Genomic DNA, 20,846 nt, shown 5'->3' on the forward strand with positions numbered 1-20,846 from the left:
GATCGTGAAAGGTTCCGCTGTCGTGAAACTTTCATAAAGCTGAAACGAATGTGAATTAATGCCGCCCTAGGTTCCCCGAAAAAAGGGGAACCGAATGCTTCAGCTTCAAGCCGTCACAAAAACATTTGGCGCGAATACAGCCGTTCACGCAGCGAGCTTTTCCGTCGACCGCCCGATGATGATTGGCATCATCGGCAGTTCCGGTGCCGGTAAGTCGACGCTGCTGCGGATGATGAACTGCCTGACCCCTGCCAGTTCGGGCGAGATTCTGGTCAACGGGCGCGACATCACCAAGCTGCGCGGGGCCGAGAAGCGCGACTGGCAATCCCATTGCGCGATGATCTTTCAGCAGTTCAATCTGGTGCCGCGTCTGGATGTGGTGTCGAACGTGCTGCACGGCACGTTGAACCGCCGGTCGACACTGGCGACGATGTTCAACCTCTACCCCGAGGACGACATCATCCGCGCCATCGATATTCTGGACCGTCTGGGCATTGCCGAGCACGCGCCCAAACGCGCCGAGGCCCTGTCGGGCGGGCAGCAGCAACGTGTCGCCATCGCGCGCGCACTGATGCAGGACCCCACGATTATTCTGGCCGATGAACCCATCGCCTCGCTTGATCCGATGAACGCGCAGCTGGTGATGCAGGCGCTGCGGGATATCCACGAACAGGACGGGCGCATGGTGATCGCGAACCTGCACACGCTGGACACCGCGCGTCGCTATTGCGACCGCGTGATCGGCATGCGGCAGGGGCGCATCGTGTTTGACGGCACGCCCGCGCAGCTGACCACCGGTGTGGCGCGCGACATTTACGGGGCGGATGCCAGCTTTTCCGAAGCGACGACATCGACCCAGATCGAAACGCTGTCCGCCCGTCCCGAAACGGTGGCGGCGCAATAACCCCAATTATCTTTTCATCCCCAGCCTCCGATCCTCGGGGGCCTATCTGCAAAAAAGAGAGACGACCGATGAACAAACTACTTGCTGCTGCTTTCGCGACGACCGCCCTTGCGACGGGTGCTGTGGCCCAAACCGAAGCCATTTCCGAATTCCGCATCGGTATTCTGGGCGGCGAGAACGCGCAGGACCGGATGAATTCGAACGAGTGTATGCGCGCCATGACCGAGGATGCCTTGGGCGTCCCGACCAAGCTGTTCGCCCCTGCCGATTATAACGGCGTTATCCAGGGTCTGCTGGGTGGCACGCTGGACATGGCATGGTTGGGTGCTTCCGCCTATGCCGCGGTGTATCTGCAAGACGCCGAAGCGGTCGAGCCTGTGCTGGTGAAAATCAACGTGGACGGGTCCTACGGCTACCACTCCATCGGGTTTGCCCGCGCCGACAGCGGCATCACCAAGCTTGAAGACGTCAAGGGCAAGGTCTTTGGTTTCGGTGACCCGAACTCCACCTCCGGCTATCTGATCCCGTCGATCGAGATCCCCCAGATGGGCGAAGAGATCACCATGGACTCCGGCGCGTATTTTGGTGAGGTCAAGTTCACTGGCGGTCACGAGCAGACCATCGTTGCGGTCAACAATGGCGACATCGATGCAGGCGTGACCTGGGCTGATGGTCAGGGCAACTGGGAAGACGGCTACAACTCCGGCGCGCTGCGCAAGGCCGTGGACGCAGGCCTGGTCGATATGAACGATCTGGTGGAAATCTGGCGCTCCAAGCCGATCCCTGAAGGCCCCGTCGTGCTGCGCACCAGCCTGCCTCAGGACGTCAAAGACAAGATGACCGCGCTGGTCGACAACCTGTACGAGAACGACCCCGACTGCGCCTATGGCGTGGCGGCGGGCGACAGCCTTGGGTTCGATCCGATCACCCATGACGCCTATGTGTCGATCATCGAAGCCCGCAAGGCAAAATCGAATTGATCCAAGTGATTTAAGCACTGTCGCTGGCTCCGATCCGCATCGGGGCCAGCATTTTTACGTAAGGGCTTCCCATGACCGCGACATCGCAAACCGACCCTGATCTGGCAGGGATTCAGGAAAACTATCTGGCGCTGGCCCGATCAAAGCGCTGGATGAATCTGGTGCTGCTGATCCTTTTCGTAGCGCTGCTGGTGGGTGGATTTAACACCGCAGGCAACCGCAATGCGGGCGGGTTCTGGGACGGCTTGCCGAATATTCTGGATTTCCCCGCCGATGTGATCGGCGAAGCGATAGAACGCGGGCACCTGCTGCCCGGCTATATGGCGAAATACCTGCCGTCGCTGATCGAGACGGTGAATATCGCCGCTGCCTCGACCCTGCTGGGGGCGATGGTCGGGCTGTTCTTGTCGCTGATGGTCACGCGCGGGTTGGCCCCGGTGCCGTGGCTCGTGGGCCCTTTGCGCCGCGTCTTGGATCTGCTGCGCGCCATACCCGAGATTGTCATCGCGCTGGTGCTGATCTTTCTGCTGGGGGGCGGGCCGGTGCCTGCGATGATCGCCATCGCGCTGCATACCATCGGTGCCTTGGGCAAATTGTTCTCGGAGGTGAATGAAAACGCATCGCTCAAACCGGTAGAGGGGCTTGCCTCTGTCGGGGCGGGGTGGAGCCAGCGCATGTGGCTTGGCGTGATCCCGCAGGTGGCCCCGAACTACATCAGCTATGCGCTCCTGCGGTTCGAGATCAACATCCGCGCCTCTGCGATCCTTGGCTTCGTCGGGGCAGGGGGCATCGGCTATGACCTGCGCAACACCATGAGCTGGGGGCAGGGCAAATTCGACGAGGCCGCTGCCATCTTCCTGCTGCTGTTCCTGACGATTGTGATCGTCGACCAGCTTTCTTCTGTTTTCCGTAACCGTCTGACCCACGGCCTGCCGAGCGCAAAGGTGACCCTATGACCGCGACCGCCCTTCACACCCAGACGATGGTCCATTTCTCGCGCAAGCGGATGGCTGCGCTGGCGCTGCCCGTGATCGTTCTGGCCTATTTCGTCTATATCTTCTTTGCCTTCGACATTCCGGGGCTGGGGGATCGGATCAACGTGGGCAATGCCCGCACGCTGGTGGCCGACGCCTATAGCTACAAGACCCATGTCACGCAGGACAACCGCGACGGCGCGTTTTCCGTCGCGATCGAAGGCGAGCGTAAGGGCGCATATGAAGCCGGCACGGCGCCCGATTGGGTCACGTTGGGGGATCGCCCTGTCGCGGATCTGGGGGGCGGGCATATCGTGACCTTTGGCCCGCAGGTCAGCTATGACATCCCGGGCTATGGCACGGTCATGGCCGAGCCGGGGCAGCGCGGTGTTCAAGCGACATTCCCGCCCGGCGACATTCCCGACTACATCAGCGCGTCCAAGAACCGCGTGATGATCAACACGGAGGCAGGGCGGCTGACGATCACCCGCAACCGGACCGAGGTGTTCAAATACGACTACGGGTGGGAGCTGTTCTTCTTCACGCTCGACAGCCCCTATCACGGGCTGGGCCCGGTCGCGCTGATGAGCCGCGCGTTCAGCGGTGAAGCGGGCGCGATCTTCCATGACTTCTGGACCAACCGCATGTGGCGGCACAGTGATGTGGCCTGGGCGCTTTACGAGACTTTGCTGATGGCCTTTCTGGGCACATTCGGCGCAGCGATCATCGCCCTGCCGCTGGGGTTCCTTGCGGCCAAGAACTTTACCCCACTGCGGTCCTTGCGCTTTGCTGCGCGGCGGATGTTCGATTTCCTGCGTGGTGTCGACGGGCTGATCTGGACCATCGTCCTGTCGCGCGCCTTCGGGCCGGGGCCGCTGACCGGAGCCTTGGCGATCCTGCTGACCGACACAGGGTCTTTCGGCAAGATGTTCTCGGAAGCGCTGGAGAATGTGGACGGCAAACAGATCGAAGGTATCGCCTCTACCGGGGCCAAGCCGCTGCAACGCTACCGTTTTGGGGTGCTGCCGCAGATCGTGCCCGTGCTGCTCAGCCAGGTCCTCTATTTCCTTGAATCCAACACCCGCTCTGCAACGATCATCGGGGCGATCACCGGCGGCGGCATCGGTCTGCTGCTGACGCAGGCGATTGCCACCCAGAAGGACTGGGAAGAGGTGACCTATTATATCGTGCTGATCGTGCTCATGGTCATGGCGATGGACAGTTTCTCGGGCTGGCTGCGCCGCAAGCTGATCAACGGTGACGAGGGCGGTCACTGATGCCGCGCCTGACTGCCGACAGCCCCTTCATCCACCCCGACTGCGAGATCAAAGATGCCACATTCGGAGCCTATACAGAGGTCGGGCGCGGGTCGCGGATCGCCCACAGCCAGCTTGGCGATTACAGCTATTGCGACCGCTACGCCGACATTGCCAACACCACCGTGGGTAAATTCTCGAACATCGCGGCCTATGTGCGGATCGGGGCCACAGACCACCCGATGGAAAAAGCCAGCCTGCATCACTTTCACTACCGCGCGGGCGACTACTTTGACGGCGCGGCTGACGATGACGCTTGGTTTGCACACCGTCGCAGCCGGCGCGTTACCCTTGGCCATGACACATGGCTTGGCAATGGCGCACAGGTGCGGCCAGAGGTGACGATCGGCCACGGCGCGGTTGTCGCGGGTGGGGCCATCGTGACCAAGGATGTCGCCCCCTATATGATCGTCGCGGGCATTCCCGCGGTGCCGCTGCGGGCGCGGTTCAGCGCGGGCATCGCTGACCGGATGATGGCGCTGGCATGGTGGGACTGGCCCCATGACGCCTTGCACCGCGCGCTGGATGATTTCCGCACGCTGTCAGCTGAGGCATTTCTGGAGCGGTACGAATAACGCCACGTGATTTCAGGTATCTGCCAGTGTCAGGGTCACTTTGTCCCCTGCGAACCACGTGCGCCCGTATTCCAGCGGTTGCCCCTGATCATCCACATTCAGGTTGATCGTGCGCAAGATCGGCGCGCCCTCGGCCACGCGTAGATGCAGCGCCTGGGTGGCGCTGGCGAGCTTGGCGTTGATGCGGGTTGATGCGCGGGTATAATCCGTCACGCCCCCGAGCCGCAGCGCCGCCGTCACCGATTGCGCCTGTTCAAGATGCGCCAGCATGTCGGGGAAGCGCGCGGCAGAGAAGACGCTGCGAAACAGCGCGATCACCTGACCGTCGGCAAAGGACAGCCCCTCGCAGACCTGCACCTGTGCGTTCTGCGCCAGCGCAAGTGCGTCGCTTTCTTCGGGGCGCGCGGTGCGGGTTTCCAACGTCAGGAACTCTTTGCTTGGCATCCGCCCCTGCGCCGACAGGTTCTGGTGAAACCGCACGCGGCGGCCGATGGGGTAATCGGTGGGGGTCGAGGTCACGAACACCCCCGCACCGCGCCGCGGCAACACCAGCCCTTCGCCCGCCAGCGCCTTGATCGCGTGCCGCACCGTATGCCGGTTCACCCCGAACCGCGCCGCCAGCGCGCTTTCGGTCGGCAGCTTGTCGTCGGGGCCATAGACACCCGCTGCGATGTCGCTGCGCAGGCTATGGGCGATGGCGGTCCAGATCGGGGTGCGTTGGGGCATGTCACAAATATTTCGCAAAAGGAGGGCTTGGCGCTGATCGGTGCCACAGGTAGTATTTGTCTAGTTGTATAGACAACTCGAAAAGGTGTCTAGATGAATATGATGAACTCAGAAATCGACCCGCACGCGCCTCGTAAGGCATGGTTGGGTCTGCTTGCCAAATCCCCCGCCGCCGAGGTCGCGCGCCTTTGGGCCGCCTATGGCACCCACCCTGATCACAGCATTCTGCGCGCGCCGGAAATTGGCGGCGTAATGGTGCGCGGTCGGGCAGGGGCCGTCGGGGCCGCGTTCAACCTTGGCGAGATGTCCGTCACCCGTGCGTCTGTCAAACTGGGCTGCGGTACGGTGGGTCACGGCCATGTGCAGGGCCGCAGCAAGGATCACGCGCTGCAGACGGCGCTGGTTGACGCGTTGATGCAAACCGACGCGGCGGCGCAGGTAGAGGCCGCGATCCTCGCGCCCCTGCGCAAGGGGCGTGACACGGCCAAGGCCACCCGCGCGGCCAAGGCGGCGGCGACCAAGGTGGATTTCTTTACGATGGTACGAGGGGAAGACTGATGCAGACCCATGCTTTGGAGGGTGGCTTTACCGACGCCCCGATCGACGCCGCCCGCGCCTTTCGCGGGCTGATGACCGCTATGGCACGCCCGGGGACGATCTGTGACGTCTCAGGGGCCACACCGCCCGCCCCGCTTGGCGCGGCCGCGGGCACCGCGATCCTGACGCTGTGTGATCCCGATACGCCAATCTATCTCGGCACCGCTTTTGACACCCAAGACGTGCGCGATTGGATCACCTTTCAGACCGGCGCGCCCTTTGTGCCGCCCGCACAGGCGATGTTTGCCGTCGGGGCTTGGGAAGATCTCCCGCTCTGCGAATTTGCCATCGGCACCGCCGAATATCCCGACCGCTCGGCGACGGTGGTTGTCGAGGTGCCTGACCTCACGTCTCAGGGTGCGACCCTAAGCGGGCCGGGCGTCAAGGATACCGCCAGCCTGTCGCTGCCGGATACTGCCGCGTTCCAACGCAACGCCGCGCTGTTCCCGCTGGGGCTGGATTTCATTTTCACCTGTGCAAACCGGCTTGCCGCGCTGCCGCGCACGACGAGGGTCCGCTGATGTATGTTGCTGTCAAAGGGGGCGAACGCGCCATCGACAACGCCCATGCCTGGCTGGCCGAGGAACGGCGCGGGGACCGCGATGTGGCGGAACTGGGGGTAGACCAGATCCGCGAGCAGATGACGCTCGCCGTTAATCGGGTGATGGCGGAAGGGTCGCTGTATGATCCCGACCTTGCCGCGCTGGCGATCAAACAATCGCGCGGCGATATGATAGAAGCGATCTTTCTGATCCGCGCCTACCGTACCACGCTGCCGCGTTTTGGCGGCTCTAACCCGGTGGATACGGCCACCATGGCCTGCGACCGCCGCGTGTCTGCCACATTCAAGGATGCACCCGGTGGGCAAGTGCTGGGACCGACATTTGACTACACCCACCGTCTGCTGGACTTCAAACTCGCCGCCGATGGCGAGTTTGGCGAGATGCCGCAAACAGAGCCTAATGCAGGCGAAACGCCGCATATCATGGGGTTCCTTGATCGCGAGGATCTGATCCAGTCGGAACCCGCTGGGGCGGACACACCGGACGATCTGACCCGCAGCCCGCTGGAGCTTCCGGCGAGCCGTTCCCTGCGTTTGCAGGCTCTAACACGGGGGGATGAGGGGTTTATCCTTGGCATGGCCTATTCCACCCAACGGGGCTATGCGCGCAACCACGCCTTTGTGGCAGAGCTGCGCATCGGTGCGGTCGCCGTGGAAATGGACATTCCGGAGTTGGGATTTGCGATTGAGATCGGCGAGATCACCCTGACCGAATGCGAAACCGTCAACCAGTTCAAGGGCTCGAAAACCGAACCGCCGCAATTCACGCGCGGCTACGGGCTGGTCTTCGGGATGACGGAGCGCAAGGCGATCTCTATGGCGCTGGTCGACCGCGCGTTGCGCTGGAAAGAACTGGGCGAGGATAACCTAGGCGCGCCCGCGCAGGACGAGGAATTCGTGCTGTATCACGCCGACAACATCCAGGCGACGGGGTTTCTGGAGCATATCAAACTGCCTCACTACGTCGACTTCCAATCCGAACTGGAGCTGATCCGCAAACTGCGCCGCGAGGCGCAGGCATCAGAGCAAGCGGCGGGACAGGCCGAGGGGGAGGACCCCTCCGGGGGGAGTTTAAAGGGCAAAATGAAGGAAGGGGTGGCGTCATGAGCGACTATAACTTCGCCTATCTGGACGAGCAGACCAAGCGCATGATCCGCCGCGCTATACTGAAAGGATTGGCGATACCGGGGTATCAGGTGCCTTTTGCCAGCCGCGAGATGCCGATGCCCTACGGCTGGGGCACGGGCGGTGTGCAGGTTTCGGCAGCGGTACTGACGCCCGAGGACCGGTTCAAGGTGATCGATCAGGGCGCCGATGATACGACTAATGCAGTCTCTATCAGGCGGTTTTTCGAGAAAACGGCGGGTGTCGCCGTGACCGAGGCCACCACAGAGGCCAGCGTCATACAGACCCGTCACCGCATCCCCGAAACACCCCTGCGCGAAGACCAGATCCTTGTCTATCAGGTGCCGATCCCCGAACCCCTGCGGTTTCTTGAACCGTCAGAGGTCGAGACACGCAAGATGCACAGCCTTGAGGAATACGGATTGATGCACGTGAAACTTTACGAAGACATCAGCCAGCACGGCGCGATTGCCACGGCCTATGCCTATCCGGTGAAGGTCGAGGGGCGCTATGTCATGGACCCGTCCCCGATCCCCAAGTTCGATAACCCCAAGCTCGAGATGGCCGGTATCCAACTGTTCGGCGCAGGCCGCGAACAGCGCATCTATGCGGTGCCGCCCTATACGCAGGTGGTCAGTCTGGACTTTGACGATTATCCGTTCGAGCCGACCAAGGCGGATCATGCCTGTGACCTATGCGGCGCGACGGACAGCTATCTGGACGAGCTGATCATGGATGACGCCGGCGGGCGGATGTTCATGTGTTCGGATACGGATTACTGCGGCGCGCGGCGTGCGGCGGGGCATCTGGGGGCGCAGGGCGCCCCCTTGGCGGAGGACGCGGCATGACCCCTTTGTTGCAAGTGGAAGGCATCGCCAAGATGTATGGCGCGCGGATCGGCTGCACCGACGTGTCGTTTGATCTTTATCCGGGCGAGGTGATGGGCATCGTCGGGGAAAGCGGGTCGGGCAAGTCGACGCTTCTGAACTGTTTGGCAGGGCATTTGCAGCCCGACGCCGGGGCCGTCCGTTTCGACACCCGCGCCGAGGGCTTGCGCGATACGGTCACGATGAGCGAGCCTGAACGCCGCATGTTGTCGCGCACCGACTGGGCCTTTGTGCATCAGCACGCCCGCGACGGCTTGCGCATGAATGTCAGCGCAGGCGGCAATGTGGGCGAGCGGCTGATGGCCGTGAACGCCCGCCACTATGGCGACATCCGCGACAAGGCGATCGACTGGCTGGGCCGCGTCGAGATCAGCGCCGACCGGATTGATGACCGGCCCACGGCGTTCTCTGGCGGGATGCAACAGCGCTTGCAGATCGCGCGCAATCTGGTGACAGGCCCGCGGTTGGTGTTCATGGATGAACCCACCGGCGGTCTGGATGTCAGCGTGCAGGCGCGATTGCTGGATCTGCTGAGGGGGCTCGTGCGCGAGATGGGGTTGAGCGCCATAATCGTCACCCATGATCTGGCTGTGGTGCGTTTGCTGGCCGACCGGCTGATGGTCATGAAAGACGGCCATGTGATCGAAAGCGGGCTGACCGATCAGGTGCTCGACGATCCGCAGCATGCCTATACGCAGCTTCTTGTTTCCTCTGTCCTACAGGTATGAACCCGATGATTACTGTTGAAAACGTGTCGAAATCTTTTGTGTTGCACAATCAGGGGGCTGCCGAAATCTCTGTTATGGCGGGGGCGTCGCTGTCGGTGGCACAGGGGGAGTGTATTGCTTTGGTCGGGGCGTCAGGCGCAGGTAAATCGACCCTGATGCGGATGATTTACGGCAATTACCTGACCCAGTCGGGGCGCATTATGGTGGGCGATCTGGATGTCGTGACCGCGGCACCAAGGCAGATGATCCAGCTGCGCCGCACCACATTGGGCTATGTCAGCCAGTTCTTGCGGGTTGTGCCACGGGTATCGACGCTGGACGTGGTGGCAGAGCCGCTGATGGCCACCGGATCTGATCGCGCCAGTGCCGAAGCGCAGGCGAAAACCCTTTTGCAGAGACTGAATATACCTGAACGTCTGTGGCAGCTGAGCCCCACGACCTTCTCGGGCGGCGAGCAGCAGCGCGTCAATATCGCACGCGGTTTTGCCTATCCCTATCCCGCGCTATTGCTGGATGAACCGACCGCCAGCCTTGATCCCGTGAACCGCGCCACCGTGTTAAAGATGATCGCCGAGGCGAAGGCGCGTGGCGCTGCCATCATCGGGATTTTCCACGACCACGCCGCGCGCGACGAAATTTGCGACCGGCAGTTTGACGTGACCCGGTTCACCCCGGGGATGGGCGCATGATGGGGCGGTTTATTGCAGTCGTCGGGCCTTCTGGTGTGGGGAAAGACAGCGTGATGGAGGGGCTGGCCGCGGCGGACCCGTCGCTTTGCCTTGCGCGGCGCGTGATCTCGCGGCCCGCAACCCTTGGCGGAGAAGCATTCGACGGCGTGTCGGAACGTGCCTTCAGGAAGGCAGAGGATGACGGTGCGTTTATCCTCAGCTGGCATGCGCATGGTTGGCACTACGGCATCCCGCAGTCCGTCGCGCTTGAGGTGGCGCAGGGGCGTGATGTGCTGGTGAACCTGTCGCGGGCCGTCCTGCCACAGGCACAGGCCCTCTTTGCGCGGTTTTGCGTGATTTTGCTGCGAGCGGATCATGACATCCTCGCCGCCCGTCTGACGGCGCGCAACCGCGAGGACGCCGCCGAGATAGAGCGCCGCCTGGCCCGTGCGGACTTCGCCATGCCCCTCGGTATGCCCCATCAGGTGATCGACAACAGCGGCCCCTTGGCGCAGACCATTGCCACGATACGCCAGCACCTTTCCCAGACAGCCTGCGACGCTGGCCAGTCCAATCAGAAGATGATGCCATGACCCAAGAGACAATTTTCGCCAACGCCCGGCTGATCCTGCGGGATCGCGTCGAAACCGGAACGCTCCGCATCGCAGACGGGGTAATCACCGACATCGATTTCGGCACCGCCGTGCCCAAAGGCGCGCAGGACATGCAGGGTGACTACATCGCGCCCGGTCTGGTCGAACTGCACACCGATAATCTGGAACGGCATATGTCGCCGCGCCCCAAGGTCGACTGGCCGCACCGCGCGGCCATCCTCGCCCATGACCGTGAACTGGCGGGCACCGGCATCACCACCGTGTTCGATGCGATCCGCGTCGGGTCGATGATCTCGGCCGAGCACCAGTACCAGAGATATGCGCGCGGCATGGTCGATACCATTCTGGCGATGCGCGCCGCCGGAGCCCTGCGGATCAGCCACCACATCCACCTGCGGGCCGAGATCTGTTCGGAAACGCTGGCCGAAGAACTGGCCGAATTCGGCCCAGAGGATCGCGTTGGCATCGTCTCGATGATGGACCACACGCCGGGTCAGCGTCAGTTCCGCGATCTGTCGAAATTCGAGGCCTATGTGCGCGGCAAACACAGCTTTGATGCCGCCGCCTTCCAGCGCCATGTGGACACTCTGTACGATGTGCAAAAGCAGTATGGCAAAACCCACGAGGCCGCGACCGTTGCGGCAGCCACCCGATATGGCGCAGCGCTTGCCAGCCACGACGATACCACCGCAGAACAGGTCGAGACGAGCCACCGCTACGGCGTCCGGCTTGCCGAGTTTCCCACCACGATCGAGGCGGCGCATAGCTGTCATGCCAATGGGATCGCGACCATCATGGGCGCGCCCAACGTCATTCGCGGCGGGTCGCATTCGGGCAATGTCGCCGCCCTTGATCTGGCGAAGGCGGACCGGCTGGATATCCTGTCGTCCGACTACGTGCCCGCGGGCCTGTTGATCGCGGCATTGCAACTGGGGGATCTGTGGGGGGATCTGGCGCGCGGGCTCGCGACGGTCACCCACGCGCCTGCACAAAGCGTGGGGCTGACGGACCGCGGCACGATAGAGGTCGGCGCACGCGGCGATGTGATCCGGTTTGCGCGGCTCGATGGCTTGCCGATCCTGCGCGAGACATGGGTCGAAGGGCAGCGCGTCTTTTGACCTGATGCAGCGGCGCGACGCTTGCGGCGCTCTGGCGGGCGGGGCGTAGCTTTGGGGTTGGTGTCGGCGGAAAAATGCTTAGGTTGCCGCTTTAGGGTCTGAACACCCGGAAACAAAGCGGGGGCCTTATGCGCCAATCATTCATGCAACCACATCACTATGTCACCGGCGGAGGCGTCTGATGCTGTTGGTGCTGGGACTGGCCGCGTTGATCTGGGGCGCGGGGGCTGCGTTCGGCCAGCCGCGCGAACGGCGCGTCGTGGTGTTGGGTATGCTGTTTGGTCTGGTGATCGGGTTGAACCTCTTGCTGCCCGAAGCGCACCCCTTGCGCGTAGCGACGGGTGGCGCGGCAGCCCCGTGGCTGCTGCTGACGGGATTTCTGCTGCTGATCTTTGGCTATAGCTGGGTGTTGAACCGCCTGCGCGCCCGCGCCGAACCGGTGGCCGCACCCACGCCCGCCGCGCAAACTGGCACTTTCTCGGAAACGGAGCTGAACCGCTATGCCCGCCACATCGTGCTGCGCGAGGTCGGCGGACCGGGGCAGAAGGCGTTGAAGCAGGCGCGGGTGCTGGTCATTGGCGCGGGTGGGCTTGGCGCGCCGGTGCTGCAATACCTGACGGCGGCCGGTGTCGGCACGATTGGGGTGATCGATGACGATGTGGTCGAGAATGCCAATCTGCAACGGCAAGTGATCCACAAAGACAGCGCCATCGGCACGCCCAAGGTCTTTTCAGCGCAGGCCGAGATGGAGGCGCAGAACCCTTTTGTCTCCGTGCGCCCCTATCACCGCCGCCTGACGGAAGACATCGCGGCAGAGCTTTTCGCCGATTACGATCTGGTGCTGGACGGGACGGATAATTTCGACACGCGCTATCTGGTGAACCGCACCTGTGTCGCGGCCGGTTTGCCGCTGATCTCGGGGGCGCTGTCGCAATGGGAAGGACAGCTGAGCATCTTTGACCCCTCCAAGGGCGCGCCGTGCTACCAGTGCATCTTCCCGCAGGCCCCGGCGGCCCATCTTGCCCCCAGCTGTGCGCAGGCCGGGGTGATCGGGCCCTTGCCCGGCGTGATCGGCGCGATGATGGCATCCGAGGCGATCAAGCTGATCACCGGTGCCGGTGCGCCGCTGCGTGGGCAAATGCTGATGTATGATGCGCTCTACGGCGAGAACCGCGTGATCGGCGTCTCCAAACGGGACGACTGTCCGATCTGCGGGAACGCGGGCGAATAGACGACCCGTCATGGTGGCTTGGTGCGCGGGTATTGCGATTGTATTGCCCCGCCGCAGTGCATAGCTTGATCCTTAAAGGAGACCGCCATGACAAACCCTTTGCTACAGGATTGGGACACCCCGTTTCAGATCGCCCCTTTCGACAAGATTTCCGACGATGATTTCGCCCCCGCACTGGACGAGGCCCTGCAGACGCACCGGATGGAGATCGACGCCATCGCCGACTGCGAATATGATCCGACGTTTTCCAACACGATCGAGGCGCTCGAGGAAGCAGGCAGCCAGCTGGACCGCGTGTTGGGCGTGTTCTTCACCGTCGCAGGGGCCGACAGCAACCCCACGCGCGAAGATCTGCAGCGCAAATTCTCGCCGCTGCTGTCTGCGCATTTCTCTGACATCTCAAGCAACAAGGCGCTGTTTGCGCGCGTGGCCTCCGTCTGGGAAAATCGCGACAGCTTTGATCTGACGCCCGAGCAGGCACGGGTGTTGATGCTGACCCGCCGCGGCTTTGTGCGCGCAGGCGCGGCGCTGGAGGGTGCGGATGATGCGCGGATGAAAGAGATCAAGAACCGGCTGGCGGTGCTGGGGACACAGTTCACCCAGAACCTGCTGGCGGATGAACGCAGCTGGTTCATGCCGTTGGAGGAATCCGATCTGGAAGGGCTACCCGACTTTGTCATCGATGCCGCCCGTGCGGCGGGCGAGGAGAAAGAGGCAGGCGGGCCGGTCATTACCCTTTCGCGGTCTTTGATCACACCGTTCCTGCAATTCTCGCCGCGCCGCGATCTGCGCGAAAAGGCGTTTCTCGCCTGGCAGTCCCGTGGGGCCAATGGCGGCGAGACCGATAACCGCGCCATCGCTGCCGAGATCCTCGCCCTGCGCGAGGAACGGGCCAAGCTTCTGGGCTATGACAATTTCGCGGCTTACAAGCTGGAAACAGAGATGGCGAAAACGCCCAAAGCGGTGCGCCAGCTGCTGATGGATGTCTGGACCCCGGCAAAACGCCAAGCGCAGGCGGACGCCGAGGTGCTGACCCGTATGATGCATGACGATGGCGTGAACGCCGACCTGGCCCCGTGGGACTGGCGCTACTATGCGCAGAAACGGCGCGTGGCAGAGCATGATCTGGATGAAGCCGCGTTGAAACCGTATTTCCAGCTGGATCGGATGATCGACGCGGCCTTTGACTGCGCCACGCGATTGTTCGCTCTCGAATTCAAGCCCCTCGACGTGCCGCTCTATCACCCCGATTGTCGCGCGTGGGAAGTGACCCGCAACGGCGAACATGTGGCCGTGTTCATCGGTGACTACTTTGCACGCGGATCGAAACGGTCGGGCGCGTGGTGCAGCGCCATGCGGTCTCAGGCGAAATTCCCCGACGTGCAGTCGCCCGTCGTGATCAACGTGTGCAACTTTGCCAAAGCCGCGCCTGCGCTGCTGTCCTATGACGATGCGCGCACGCTGTTTCACGAATTTGGCCATGCGCTGCACCAGATGCTGTCAGACGTGACCTACGAATCCGTGAGCGGCACATCGGTCGCGCGTGATTTTGTCGAACTACCGAGCCAGTTGTTCGAACATTGGCTCGAAGTGCCCGACGTGCTCAGCCAATTTGCCACCCATGCCAAAACAGGCGACCCCATGCCGCCCGAGATGCTGGAAAAGGTGCTGGGGGCCGCGAATTTCGACATGGGGTTCTCCACGGTCGAATATGTCGCCTCTGCGCTGGTCGACCTCGAGTTCCACGACGGTGCGGCGCCTGCCGATCCGATGGAGAAACAGGCGCAGGTGCTGGCCGATCTGGGCATGCCGCCGGCAATTACCATGCGCCACGCCACGCCGCAGTTTGCCCATGTCTTTTCCGGCGACGGCTATTCCAGCGGCTACTACAGCTACATGTGGTCCGAGGTGATGGACGCAGACGCCTTCGCCGCCTTTGAAGAGGCCGGCAGCGCCTTTGATCCCGACCGCGCCGCCGCGCTAGAGCAGCACATCCTGTCCACCGGCGGCAGTCAGGACGCGGCGGAACTGTACAAGGCGTTCCGTGGCCGGTTGCCGGGGGTAGAGGCTTTGTTGAAGGGGCGCGGCCTGACAGCAGGCTGAGCGCCCGCGGCCGGCCTGCCTTCGGCGAGAGTTTAAGAGGCAAAATGAAGTGGCGCGCCGCTGCAGCTTCATTTTGCCAAATAAACTCAAATCCCGCCCTCGATACGGGACGGGTCAGTAGCCTTTGGCGCGGTCCACCAGATGCAGGAAATCCTCGCCTGCTTCGCCGCGGCAGATGTTTTCGACGATGGCCTGCGCAGCGGTTGTCGCGCGGGTCTCTGCGGCGATGTGGGGTGTGACGGTCACCTTGGGATGCGCCCAATAGGGGTGGTCTGCGGGCAGGGGCTCGACACGGAACACATCCAGCGTGGCATGGGCGATCTGGCCGCTGTCGAGCGCCGCCAGCAGCGCGTCGTCGTCGATCAGCGCGCCGCGGCCCGGGTTGATGATACAGGCACCAGCGGGCATTTGCGCCAGCGTCTCGGCATTCAGCGTGTTTTCGGTATCGGGCGTGTTGGGCAGCAGCAGCACCGCGATCTCGGCACGGCGCAGGGCATCTGCGCGCCCGGCGTCCCCATGTAAGCAGGTGACGCCCGTGATGTCCTTGGCGCTGCGCGACCAGCCGGTGACGTTGAACCCCAGATAGACCAGAGTTTCCGCCACCGCCGCGCCCAAGGCCCCCAGACCCAGAATAGTGACCTGTCGTTCCTGTGCCAGCGGTGGGGTGCGCGGGGTCCAATCGGTGTCCGTTTTGCGAATATCCGTGTCCAGCCCCAGATGATAGCGCATCACATGGCCCGTGACCCATTCCACCATCCCCTTGGTCAGCCCCGGGTCCACCATCCGCGCCAGAGGGATCTTCAGCGTCGCGTTATTGGTGGTGTTTTCCACCCCCGCCCAGAGGTTCAGCACCGCCTTGGCCCGCGTGTAGGGCGTGAAATCCTGCAAGGGGCTGTTGGGGGCATAGACGATGTAGTCCACGTCCTGCGGGGCGATATCCGTTGATAGGTGAGCCGCGATCCCCGCGGCATCAAGCGCTTGGCGCAGCGGCGTTTCATACGTCACCCAGCGTTCGGGGCGCGCGGCGAAAAGGATATTGAGAGGCATGGGCTTCCTATCTGGGGCGGTGGACATGGGCCGATTGTACAAGGCCAAAAGCCAGCAGCAACACCAGCATCGCCGACCCGCCGTAGCTGACCAGCGGCAAGGGGACACCGACAACGGGTGCCAGCCCCATCACCATCGACATGTTCACCGCGAAGAACAAAAAGAAGTTCAGCGCGATGCCAAGGGTCAGCAGCGACGAGAAACGGTCCTTGTTGATCAGCGCTGCCGCGACACAGAATACGATGATCAGCGCATAGAGACCCAGCAGGGAGAACCCGCCGACAAAGCCGAACTCCTCGGCCAGGGTGGTAAAGATGAAGTCGGTGTGTTTCTCGGGCAGGAAGTTCAGGCGCGACTGGGTGCCTTGCATGAACCCGCGCCCCGTCCAGCCGCCGGAGCCGAGCGCGATCTTGGATTGCGTGATGTGATACCCTGCGCCCAACGGGTCGGTGCTGGGATCGATAAACGTGTCGATGCGCCGGAACTGGTAATCCTTGATCAGCTGCCACGGCGTGCCGCGGGACTGGAACACCGCCGTCACCAGTCCGACGGCGCCGGTGATGACCACGGCGAAATAGCCCCAGTGGACACCGGCCAGAAACATCAGCCCGCCGCCCGCTGCCATCAGCAGGATCGCGGTGCCCAGGTCGGGCTGTTTCAGCACCAGTGCTGTGGGGATCAGGATCAGCAGCACCGGCAGCAACACCCAAAGCGGGCGCGAGGTTTTCTTGGGCGGGAGCCAGTCGTAATAGGCGGCCAGCATCATCACCAGCGTGATCTTCATCAGTTCGGAGGGTTGCAGGCGAAACGATCCGATCTCGATCCAGCGCTGCGCGCCCATGCCGACAGCGCCGAAAAGCTCTACCCCGATCAGCAGGATCACGGTCCCGAAATAGGCCACGCCTGCAAGGTTTCGCCAAAGCCAGATCGGCACCATCCCCGCGGCGATCATCAGCGCGATGCCAAGGGCAAAGCGTTTCATCTGCGGTTCGGCCCAGGGGGTAAAGCTGCCACCGGCCACGGAGTAGAGCATCAGGAACCCCACCCCCGAAACAGCGGCCAGCAGGATGGTCAGCGGCCAGTTCAGGTGCAGGATCTTAGCAAAGCCCGTGGGGACATGTTTGACCGTATATTCAAGGTAGCTCATGCTTGGTCTTTCCCGCTGAAGTCCGCTTGGGGCTGGATCGCGCGCAGGGCTTTTTGCTGCTCGGCGATGCGGCCGCGGTCGGCGGTGGGGTAGGCCTCTAGCGGCGGTTCGCCGCCATAGATCGCTTGCAGTATGACATCGCGGGCGATGGGGGCCGCTGCGGTCGATCCGCCGCCGCCGTGTTCCACCAGCACCGATACCGCATAGCGTGGCTTGTCATAGGGGGCGAAGGCGACAAACAGCGCGTGGTCGCGGCGTTCCCAGGGCAGGTCCTCGTTGCGGCTGACACCGCGCGCGCGTTCGGCCGCGGTGATGTTGCGCACCTGGCTGGTGCCGCTTTTGCCGGCCATGCGCACACCCTCGGCGATGACGCGCGACCGGTAGCCGGTGCCGCGTCGGTCGTTTACCACCGAATACATGCCTTTGCGCACCTGCCGCATGTTGTTTTCGTTCATGCCCAAAGGCTCGCCCGCGCCGCTGGGTTGTTCGACACCGTCAATCGATTTGATCAGCCGCGGGACCACGGCGCGGTTGGTGGCGATCCGCGCGGTCATCACCGCCAGTTGCAGCGGCGAACTGAGGGTGAAGCCTTGCCCGATAGAGGCATTAACCGTGTCGCCGATCACCCATGAATCACCCTTGGTCGCTTGCTTCCATTCTTTCGTGGGGGCCAGACCGGCAGCGACCGAGGACAGCGGCAGGTCGTGTTTCCAGCCCAGACCAAAGCGGTTCGCCATGGCCGAGATTTTCTCGATCCCGACTTTCATCGCCAGATCATAGTAATAGACGTCGCAGGATTGCTTGAGCGAGTTCTCGAGGTCGATCCAGCCGTGACCTGCGCGCTTCCAGCAGTGGAAACGGCGACCACCGACCTCTAGGTGGCCGGGGCAATAGACGGTTTCTTCGGGGCCGACGATGCCCTCTTCGAGGGCGGCCATGGCCACGACCATCTTGTAGGTCGATCCGGGCGGGTAGGTGCCCTGCACGGTCTTGTTGACCAGCGGGCGGTATTCCGATTGCAGCAGCGGGTTATAATCGGCCGAGGATATCCCCCCGATGAACAGGTTCGGGTCGTAGCTGGGCGAAGACGCATTGGCGACCAGATCGCCGTTCTCGCAATCCATGATCACGACGGCGGCGCTTTCACTTCCCAGACGGGCCTGCACAAAGTTCTGCAGCTTGGAATCGATGGTAAGCTGCAGATCCGCCCCCGATTGCCCTTCGCGGCGGGCCAGTTCGCGCATCACACGGCCGGTGGCGTTGACCTCGACCTGTTTAGTGCCGGCAGAGCCGCGCAACAGGGATTCCTGTCGGGCCTCTACGTTGATCTTGCCGATCTGGAATCGGGGGATGCGCAGCACCGCATCGGGGTTTTCCAGCGCATCCAGATCTGCCTGGCTCACGCGGCCCACACGGCCGACGATATGCGCAAAGTCCGACCCGCGGGGATAGACACGGGTCAGGCCGACCTCGGGGCTGACGCCGGGCAGGGCGGGGGCGTTGACCGACACGCGGCTTACCTCGTCCCATGTGACATCATCGGCGACGGTCACCGGCAGGAACGGGGCGGAGCGTTTGATTTCGGCCATCGCGCGGTCGCGCATTTCGGGATCAAGGTCGATGACCTTGCCCAGCCGGTCCATCACCGCATCCACATCATCGGCATCCTCGCGCACGATCACGATCCGGTACGACGGCACGTTTTGCGCCAACCGCACGCCGTTGCGGTCAAAGATTTCGCCTCGTGCAGGCGGGATCAACCGGATGTTGATCCGGTTCTCTTCGGCCAGCAGGCGGAACTGGTCAGCCTGATCGACCTGCAAGTAATTCATCCGCGCGGCCAGACCGCCCATGAACAGCAGTTGCGCGCTGCCCAGCAAAACAGCGCGGCGGCTGAGCTTGGAGTGGCTGGCTTCGCTATCGGCCCTGCTGCGTCTCATCTTGGTCTCCTCATGAGCGGTTGCCCATACTGTCCAGATCGCCGGGGGCGGATTTGCGCACGCCCATCAGCGCATGGGTCACAAACACCACAGCCGGGTAGGTCAGGATCGTGACGGCCAGTTCAAACAGGCTCAGCGACCATTGTGGCGGTGGGACCAGCAGCAACGATAGCACGATCCGGTTCAGCATCAAAATAGCGATCAGCCATACCGAGACCGCCAGCCATTCCGCGCCAAAGGTGCTGTCACGCAGGGTGCGGCCACGGGTTTTCATATTCTCGCATGCCAGCAACGCCAGCAGCGCCCAGAGGCCGGGCGGGCGTTGCAGCAACAGGTCCGTCAGCAGGAAGGCGACGGCAAGCAGCAGGGCGGGGACATAGTCGGGCCGCCGCACAGACCACGCCAGCGCAAAGGCGATCAGCAGGTCGGGGGCGATCCAGATGCGATCGCTACCTTGGTCCAGCAGGGCACGAAGGCGCGCCTCTGCGGGGTCGATGGTGGCCAGCGGGGGCGACAGCTCGGGCGCGAACAGCGCGATCGGCTGGGTATCAAGTGGCAGCAGATGGAAAAACAGCAGGACCACCGTCAGCGCCAGAAACGCCGCGCGCATCAGCCACAATCGCAGGGGCGACAGTTCGTCCATCATTCGGTCGCAGGATCAAAGGGCAGGGGCGCGATCATGCCCGTGGCGTCATCCCGCACCACGGCCGCATCCTCGTTCACTTTTTCGGAGCCGTGGTGGCGCAGCACGCGCAGGAATTCGAGCCGCTCGAAATCCGCCGCAAGACGCACGCGCAGCCGCCCGCCGGGGTCGGCGGCGACCTGACCGATCAGGATACCCGCAGGAAACACCCCGCCATCGCCAGAGCTGCTGACCCGATCACCGGGACGCACGAGGTCGGGGTTCTCGAGAAAATCAATCGGTGGCGCGGCAGAGTTGTCGCCCGCAATAATCGCCCGCTGTCCCGACGGCTGGATCACCGCCGGTATGCGGCTAGAGGTATCGGTCACCAGAATGACGCGCGCGGTGTTTTCGCCCACGCCGGAAATACGCCCGACCAGCCCGATGCCGTCCACCGTGGCCCAGCCATCGACAATGCCGTCACGGGCCCCGACGTTCAGCAGCACAGATTGGCGGAAGGGCGAACCGGAGTCTGCCTGCACCACACCGGTAATATGGGTCAAACGCGGATCAAGCCGCACCTTGTTCAGGTCCAGCAAACGGGCGTTTTCCTGTTCAAGCTGTAGCGCGGCCTCTTTCCAGGTCTGCATCTTGCGCAGCTCGGACCGCAGTTCTTGGTTCTGCACGGTCAGACGTTGATAGCTTTGGAAATCGCGGAACAGGTTTACCGTGCCGGTAACAGGAGCCATCGCCCAATCCAGATTGGGGACGATCCGGTCGGTGATCTGCGCGCGAAACCGTTCGACACGGGGGCTGTCGATCCGCCACAGCAGAAAGATGCCCGCCAGCACCAGCACGATGACGGCCAGCAGCAAGCGGCGCAGCGGGCGCCCAAAATCGTTCGAAGAGGATCGGTCGATGGCCATGCGTTATACGTTTCCCACCGCGAGGGCAGCGCCGTCCTGCCGCATCACGGGCTGTT

Annotated in this window: 21 protein-coding genes; 15 read left to right on the forward strand and 6 right to left on the reverse strand. The window is 62.9% G+C overall.

The features are described from left to right. The first annotated feature begins 94 nt into the window (after positions 1-94). The 5 genes from phnC to EE36_RS08460 all read left to right on the forward strand — a co-directional run bounded on the left by phnC (position 95) and on the right by EE36_RS08460 (position 4,749). Positions 95-904, forward strand: coding sequence for a phosphonate ABC transporter ATP-binding protein (phnC, locus tag EE36_RS08440; protein WP_005851291.1), 810 nt, complete (start codon positions 95-97; stop codon positions 902-904). Between the two features lie 68 nt (positions 905-972). Next, on the forward strand, positions 973-1,884 hold the full coding sequence (gene phnD, locus EE36_RS08445) for a phosphonate ABC transporter substrate-binding protein (RefSeq protein WP_005851293.1): 912 nt from the start codon (positions 973-975) through the stop codon (positions 1,882-1,884). Positions 1,885-1,955: 71 nt separating this feature from the next. Then, positions 1,956-2,840, forward strand: coding sequence for a phosphonate ABC transporter, permease protein PhnE (gene phnE / locus EE36_RS08450; protein WP_005851294.1), 885 nt, complete (start codon positions 1,956-1,958; stop codon positions 2,838-2,840). Beyond that, entirely contained in the window at positions 2,837-4,135 is a 1,299-nt protein-coding gene (gene phnE, locus EE36_RS08455; RefSeq protein ID WP_005851296.1) for a phosphonate ABC transporter, permease protein PhnE, read from the forward strand. Before phnE (EE36_RS08450) ends, phnE (EE36_RS08455) begins: the two co-directional genes overlap by 4 nt. Next, a complete protein-coding gene (locus EE36_RS08460) occupies positions 4,135-4,749 on the forward strand; it encodes a chloramphenicol acetyltransferase (protein WP_005851298.1) in 615 nt (204 codons plus the stop codon). The genes phnE (EE36_RS08455) and EE36_RS08460 overlap by 1 nt, the downstream gene beginning before the upstream one ends. 12 nt (positions 4,750-4,761) lie before the next feature. Here EE36_RS08460 and phnF read toward each other — a convergent pair whose 3' ends face one another. After that, on the reverse strand, positions 4,762-5,475 hold the full coding sequence (gene phnF / locus EE36_RS08465; protein WP_005851300.1) for a phosphonate metabolism transcriptional regulator PhnF: 714 nt from the start codon (positions 5,473-5,475) through the stop codon (positions 4,762-4,764). 102 nt (positions 5,476-5,577) lie between these two features. Between phnF and phnG the strand changes: the two genes are divergently transcribed. The 10 genes from phnG to EE36_RS08515 all read left to right on the forward strand — a co-directional run bounded on the left by phnG (position 5,578) and on the right by EE36_RS08515 (position 15,108). Continuing rightward, positions 5,578-6,033, forward strand: a complete 456-nt coding sequence (gene phnG, locus EE36_RS08470; protein ID WP_039912210.1) for a phosphonate C-P lyase system protein PhnG — start codon at positions 5,578-5,580, stop codon at positions 6,031-6,033. Then, on the forward strand, positions 6,033-6,593 hold the full coding sequence (gene phnH, locus EE36_RS08475) for a phosphonate C-P lyase system protein PhnH (RefSeq protein ID WP_005851304.1): 561 nt from the start codon (positions 6,033-6,035) through the stop codon (positions 6,591-6,593). The genes phnG and phnH overlap by 1 nt, the downstream gene beginning before the upstream one ends. Beyond that, entirely contained in the window at positions 6,593-7,741 is a 1,149-nt protein-coding gene (locus EE36_RS08480) for a carbon-phosphorus lyase complex subunit PhnI (RefSeq protein ID WP_005851306.1), read from the forward strand. The genes phnH and EE36_RS08480 overlap by 1 nt, the downstream gene beginning before the upstream one ends. After that, on the forward strand, positions 7,738-8,607 hold the full coding sequence (locus tag EE36_RS08485) for an alpha-D-ribose 1-methylphosphonate 5-phosphate C-P-lyase PhnJ (protein ID WP_005851308.1): 870 nt from the start codon (positions 7,738-7,740) through the stop codon (positions 8,605-8,607). Before EE36_RS08480 ends, EE36_RS08485 begins: the two co-directional genes overlap by 4 nt. After that, positions 8,604-9,374: a phosphonate C-P lyase system protein PhnK gene (gene phnK, locus EE36_RS08490; protein WP_005851310.1), complete on the forward strand. Its 771-nt coding sequence runs from the start codon at positions 8,604-8,606 to the stop codon at positions 9,372-9,374. Before EE36_RS08485 ends, phnK begins: the two co-directional genes overlap by 4 nt. Before the next feature lie 5 nt (positions 9,375-9,379). Further along, positions 9,380-10,063 carry a phosphonate C-P lyase system protein PhnL gene (gene phnL / locus EE36_RS08495; RefSeq protein ID WP_005851312.1) on the forward strand — a complete coding sequence of 228 codons (684 nt, stop codon included), beginning with the start codon at positions 9,380-9,382 and terminating at the stop codon, positions 10,061-10,063. Then, the gene (phnN, locus tag EE36_RS08500) at positions 10,060-10,635 is read left to right on the forward strand and encodes a phosphonate metabolism protein/1,5-bisphosphokinase (PRPP-forming) PhnN (RefSeq protein ID WP_005851314.1); all 576 of its coding nucleotides are present in this window, start codon (positions 10,060-10,062) and stop codon (positions 10,633-10,635) included. Before phnL ends, phnN begins: the two co-directional genes overlap by 4 nt. Next, the gene (locus EE36_RS08505) at positions 10,632-11,774 is read left to right on the forward strand and encodes an alpha-D-ribose 1-methylphosphonate 5-triphosphate diphosphatase (protein ID WP_005851316.1); all 1,143 of its coding nucleotides are present in this window, start codon (positions 10,632-10,634) and stop codon (positions 11,772-11,774) included. Before phnN ends, EE36_RS08505 begins: the two co-directional genes overlap by 4 nt. 181 nt (positions 11,775-11,955) lie before the next feature. Next, the gene (locus tag EE36_RS08510; RefSeq protein ID WP_005851318.1) at positions 11,956-13,005 is read left to right on the forward strand and encodes a molybdopterin-synthase adenylyltransferase MoeB; all 1,050 of its coding nucleotides are present in this window, start codon (positions 11,956-11,958) and stop codon (positions 13,003-13,005) included. Positions 13,006-13,092: 87 nt separating this feature from the next. After that, the gene (locus tag EE36_RS08515; RefSeq protein ID WP_005851320.1) at positions 13,093-15,108 is read left to right on the forward strand and encodes a M3 family metallopeptidase; all 2,016 of its coding nucleotides are present in this window, start codon (positions 13,093-13,095) and stop codon (positions 15,106-15,108) included. A gap of 114 nt (positions 15,109-15,222) precedes the next feature. On the opposite strand, the gene EE36_RS08520 is transcribed toward EE36_RS08515, so the two are convergent. Genes EE36_RS08520 through mreC form a run of 5 tightly spaced genes read right to left on the reverse strand, consistent with a single transcriptional unit; the run spans position 15,223 to position 20,790 of the window. Beyond that, positions 15,223-16,155: a glyoxylate/hydroxypyruvate reductase A gene (locus EE36_RS08520; protein WP_005851322.1), complete on the reverse strand. Its 933-nt coding sequence runs from the start codon at positions 16,153-16,155 to the stop codon at positions 15,223-15,225. A 7-nt stretch (positions 16,156-16,162) separates the two neighbouring features. Beyond that, positions 16,163-17,302 carry a rod shape-determining protein RodA gene (gene rodA / locus EE36_RS08525; protein WP_005851324.1) on the reverse strand — a complete coding sequence of 380 codons (1,140 nt, stop codon included), beginning with the start codon at positions 17,300-17,302 and terminating at the stop codon, positions 16,163-16,165. Continuing rightward, complete coding sequence (gene mrdA, locus EE36_RS08530) at positions 17,299-19,242, reverse strand: penicillin-binding protein 2 (protein ID WP_005851326.1); 1,944 nt, start codon at positions 19,240-19,242, stop codon at positions 17,299-17,301. The genes rodA and mrdA overlap by 4 nt, the downstream gene beginning before the upstream one ends. Positions 19,243-19,252: 10 nt before the next feature. Beyond that, positions 19,253-19,888 carry a hypothetical protein gene (locus EE36_RS08535; RefSeq protein ID WP_005851327.1) on the reverse strand — a complete coding sequence of 212 codons (636 nt, stop codon included), beginning with the start codon at positions 19,886-19,888 and terminating at the stop codon, positions 19,253-19,255. Continuing rightward, positions 19,885-20,790, reverse strand: a complete 906-nt coding sequence (gene mreC / locus EE36_RS08540) for a rod shape-determining protein MreC (protein ID WP_005851329.1) — start codon at positions 20,788-20,790, stop codon at positions 19,885-19,887. The genes EE36_RS08535 and mreC overlap by 4 nt, the downstream gene beginning before the upstream one ends. Positions 20,791-20,846: the final 56 nt, after the last annotated feature.

It is taken from the genome of Sulfitobacter sp. EE-36, assembly GCF_000152605.1.
In the GTDB taxonomy this organism is placed as follows: Bacteria; Pseudomonadota; Alphaproteobacteria; order Rhodobacterales; family Rhodobacteraceae; genus Sulfitobacter; species Sulfitobacter pontiacus.

Coding starts and splice junctions, on each gene's coding strand:
- phnD (WP_005851293.1), top strand. CDS start 973: ATGAACAAACTACTTGCTGCTGCTTTCGCGACGACCGCCCTTGCGACG.
- phnG (WP_039912210.1), top strand. CDS start 5,578: ATGAACTCAGAAATCGACCCGCACGCGCCTCGTAAGGCATGGTTGGGT.
- mrdA (WP_005851326.1), bottom strand. CDS start 19,242: ATGAGACGCAGCAGGGCCGATAGCGAAGCCAGCCACTCCAAGCTCAGC.
- phnH (WP_005851304.1), top strand. CDS start 6,033: ATGCAGACCCATGCTTTGGAGGGTGGCTTTACCGACGCCCCGATCGAC.
- phnE (WP_005851294.1), top strand. CDS start 1,956: ATGACCGCGACATCGCAAACCGACCCTGATCTGGCAGGGATTCAGGAA.
- mreC (WP_005851329.1), bottom strand. CDS start 20,790: ATGGCCATCGACCGATCCTCTTCGAACGATTTTGGGCGCCCGCTGCGC.
- EE36_RS08515 (WP_005851320.1), top strand. CDS start 13,093: ATGACAAACCCTTTGCTACAGGATTGGGACACCCCGTTTCAGATCGCC.
- phnN (WP_005851314.1), top strand. CDS start 10,060: ATGATGGGGCGGTTTATTGCAGTCGTCGGGCCTTCTGGTGTGGGGAAA.
- EE36_RS08460 (WP_005851298.1), top strand. CDS start 4,135: ATGCCGCGCCTGACTGCCGACAGCCCCTTCATCCACCCCGACTGCGAG.
- EE36_RS08480 (WP_005851306.1), top strand. CDS start 6,593: ATGTATGTTGCTGTCAAAGGGGGCGAACGCGCCATCGACAACGCCCAT.
- phnF (WP_005851300.1), bottom strand. CDS start 5,475: ATGCCCCAACGCACCCCGATCTGGACCGCCATCGCCCATAGCCTGCGC.
- EE36_RS08510 (WP_005851318.1), top strand. CDS start 11,956: ATGCTGTTGGTGCTGGGACTGGCCGCGTTGATCTGGGGCGCGGGGGCT.
- rodA (WP_005851324.1), bottom strand. CDS start 17,302: ATGAGCTACCTTGAATATACGGTCAAACATGTCCCCACGGGCTTTGCT.
- phnC (WP_005851291.1), top strand. CDS start 95: ATGCTTCAGCTTCAAGCCGTCACAAAAACATTTGGCGCGAATACAGCC.
- EE36_RS08520 (WP_005851322.1), bottom strand. CDS start 16,155: ATGCCTCTCAATATCCTTTTCGCCGCGCGCCCCGAACGCTGGGTGACG.
- phnL (WP_005851312.1), top strand. CDS start 9,380: ATGATTACTGTTGAAAACGTGTCGAAATCTTTTGTGTTGCACAATCAG.
- phnK (WP_005851310.1), top strand. CDS start 8,604: ATGACCCCTTTGTTGCAAGTGGAAGGCATCGCCAAGATGTATGGCGCG.
- EE36_RS08485 (WP_005851308.1), top strand. CDS start 7,738: ATGAGCGACTATAACTTCGCCTATCTGGACGAGCAGACCAAGCGCATG.
- EE36_RS08535 (WP_005851327.1), bottom strand. CDS start 19,888: ATGATGGACGAACTGTCGCCCCTGCGATTGTGGCTGATGCGCGCGGCG.
- EE36_RS08505 (WP_005851316.1), top strand. CDS start 10,632: ATGACCCAAGAGACAATTTTCGCCAACGCCCGGCTGATCCTGCGGGAT.
- phnE (WP_005851296.1), top strand. CDS start 2,837: ATGACCGCGACCGCCCTTCACACCCAGACGATGGTCCATTTCTCGCGC.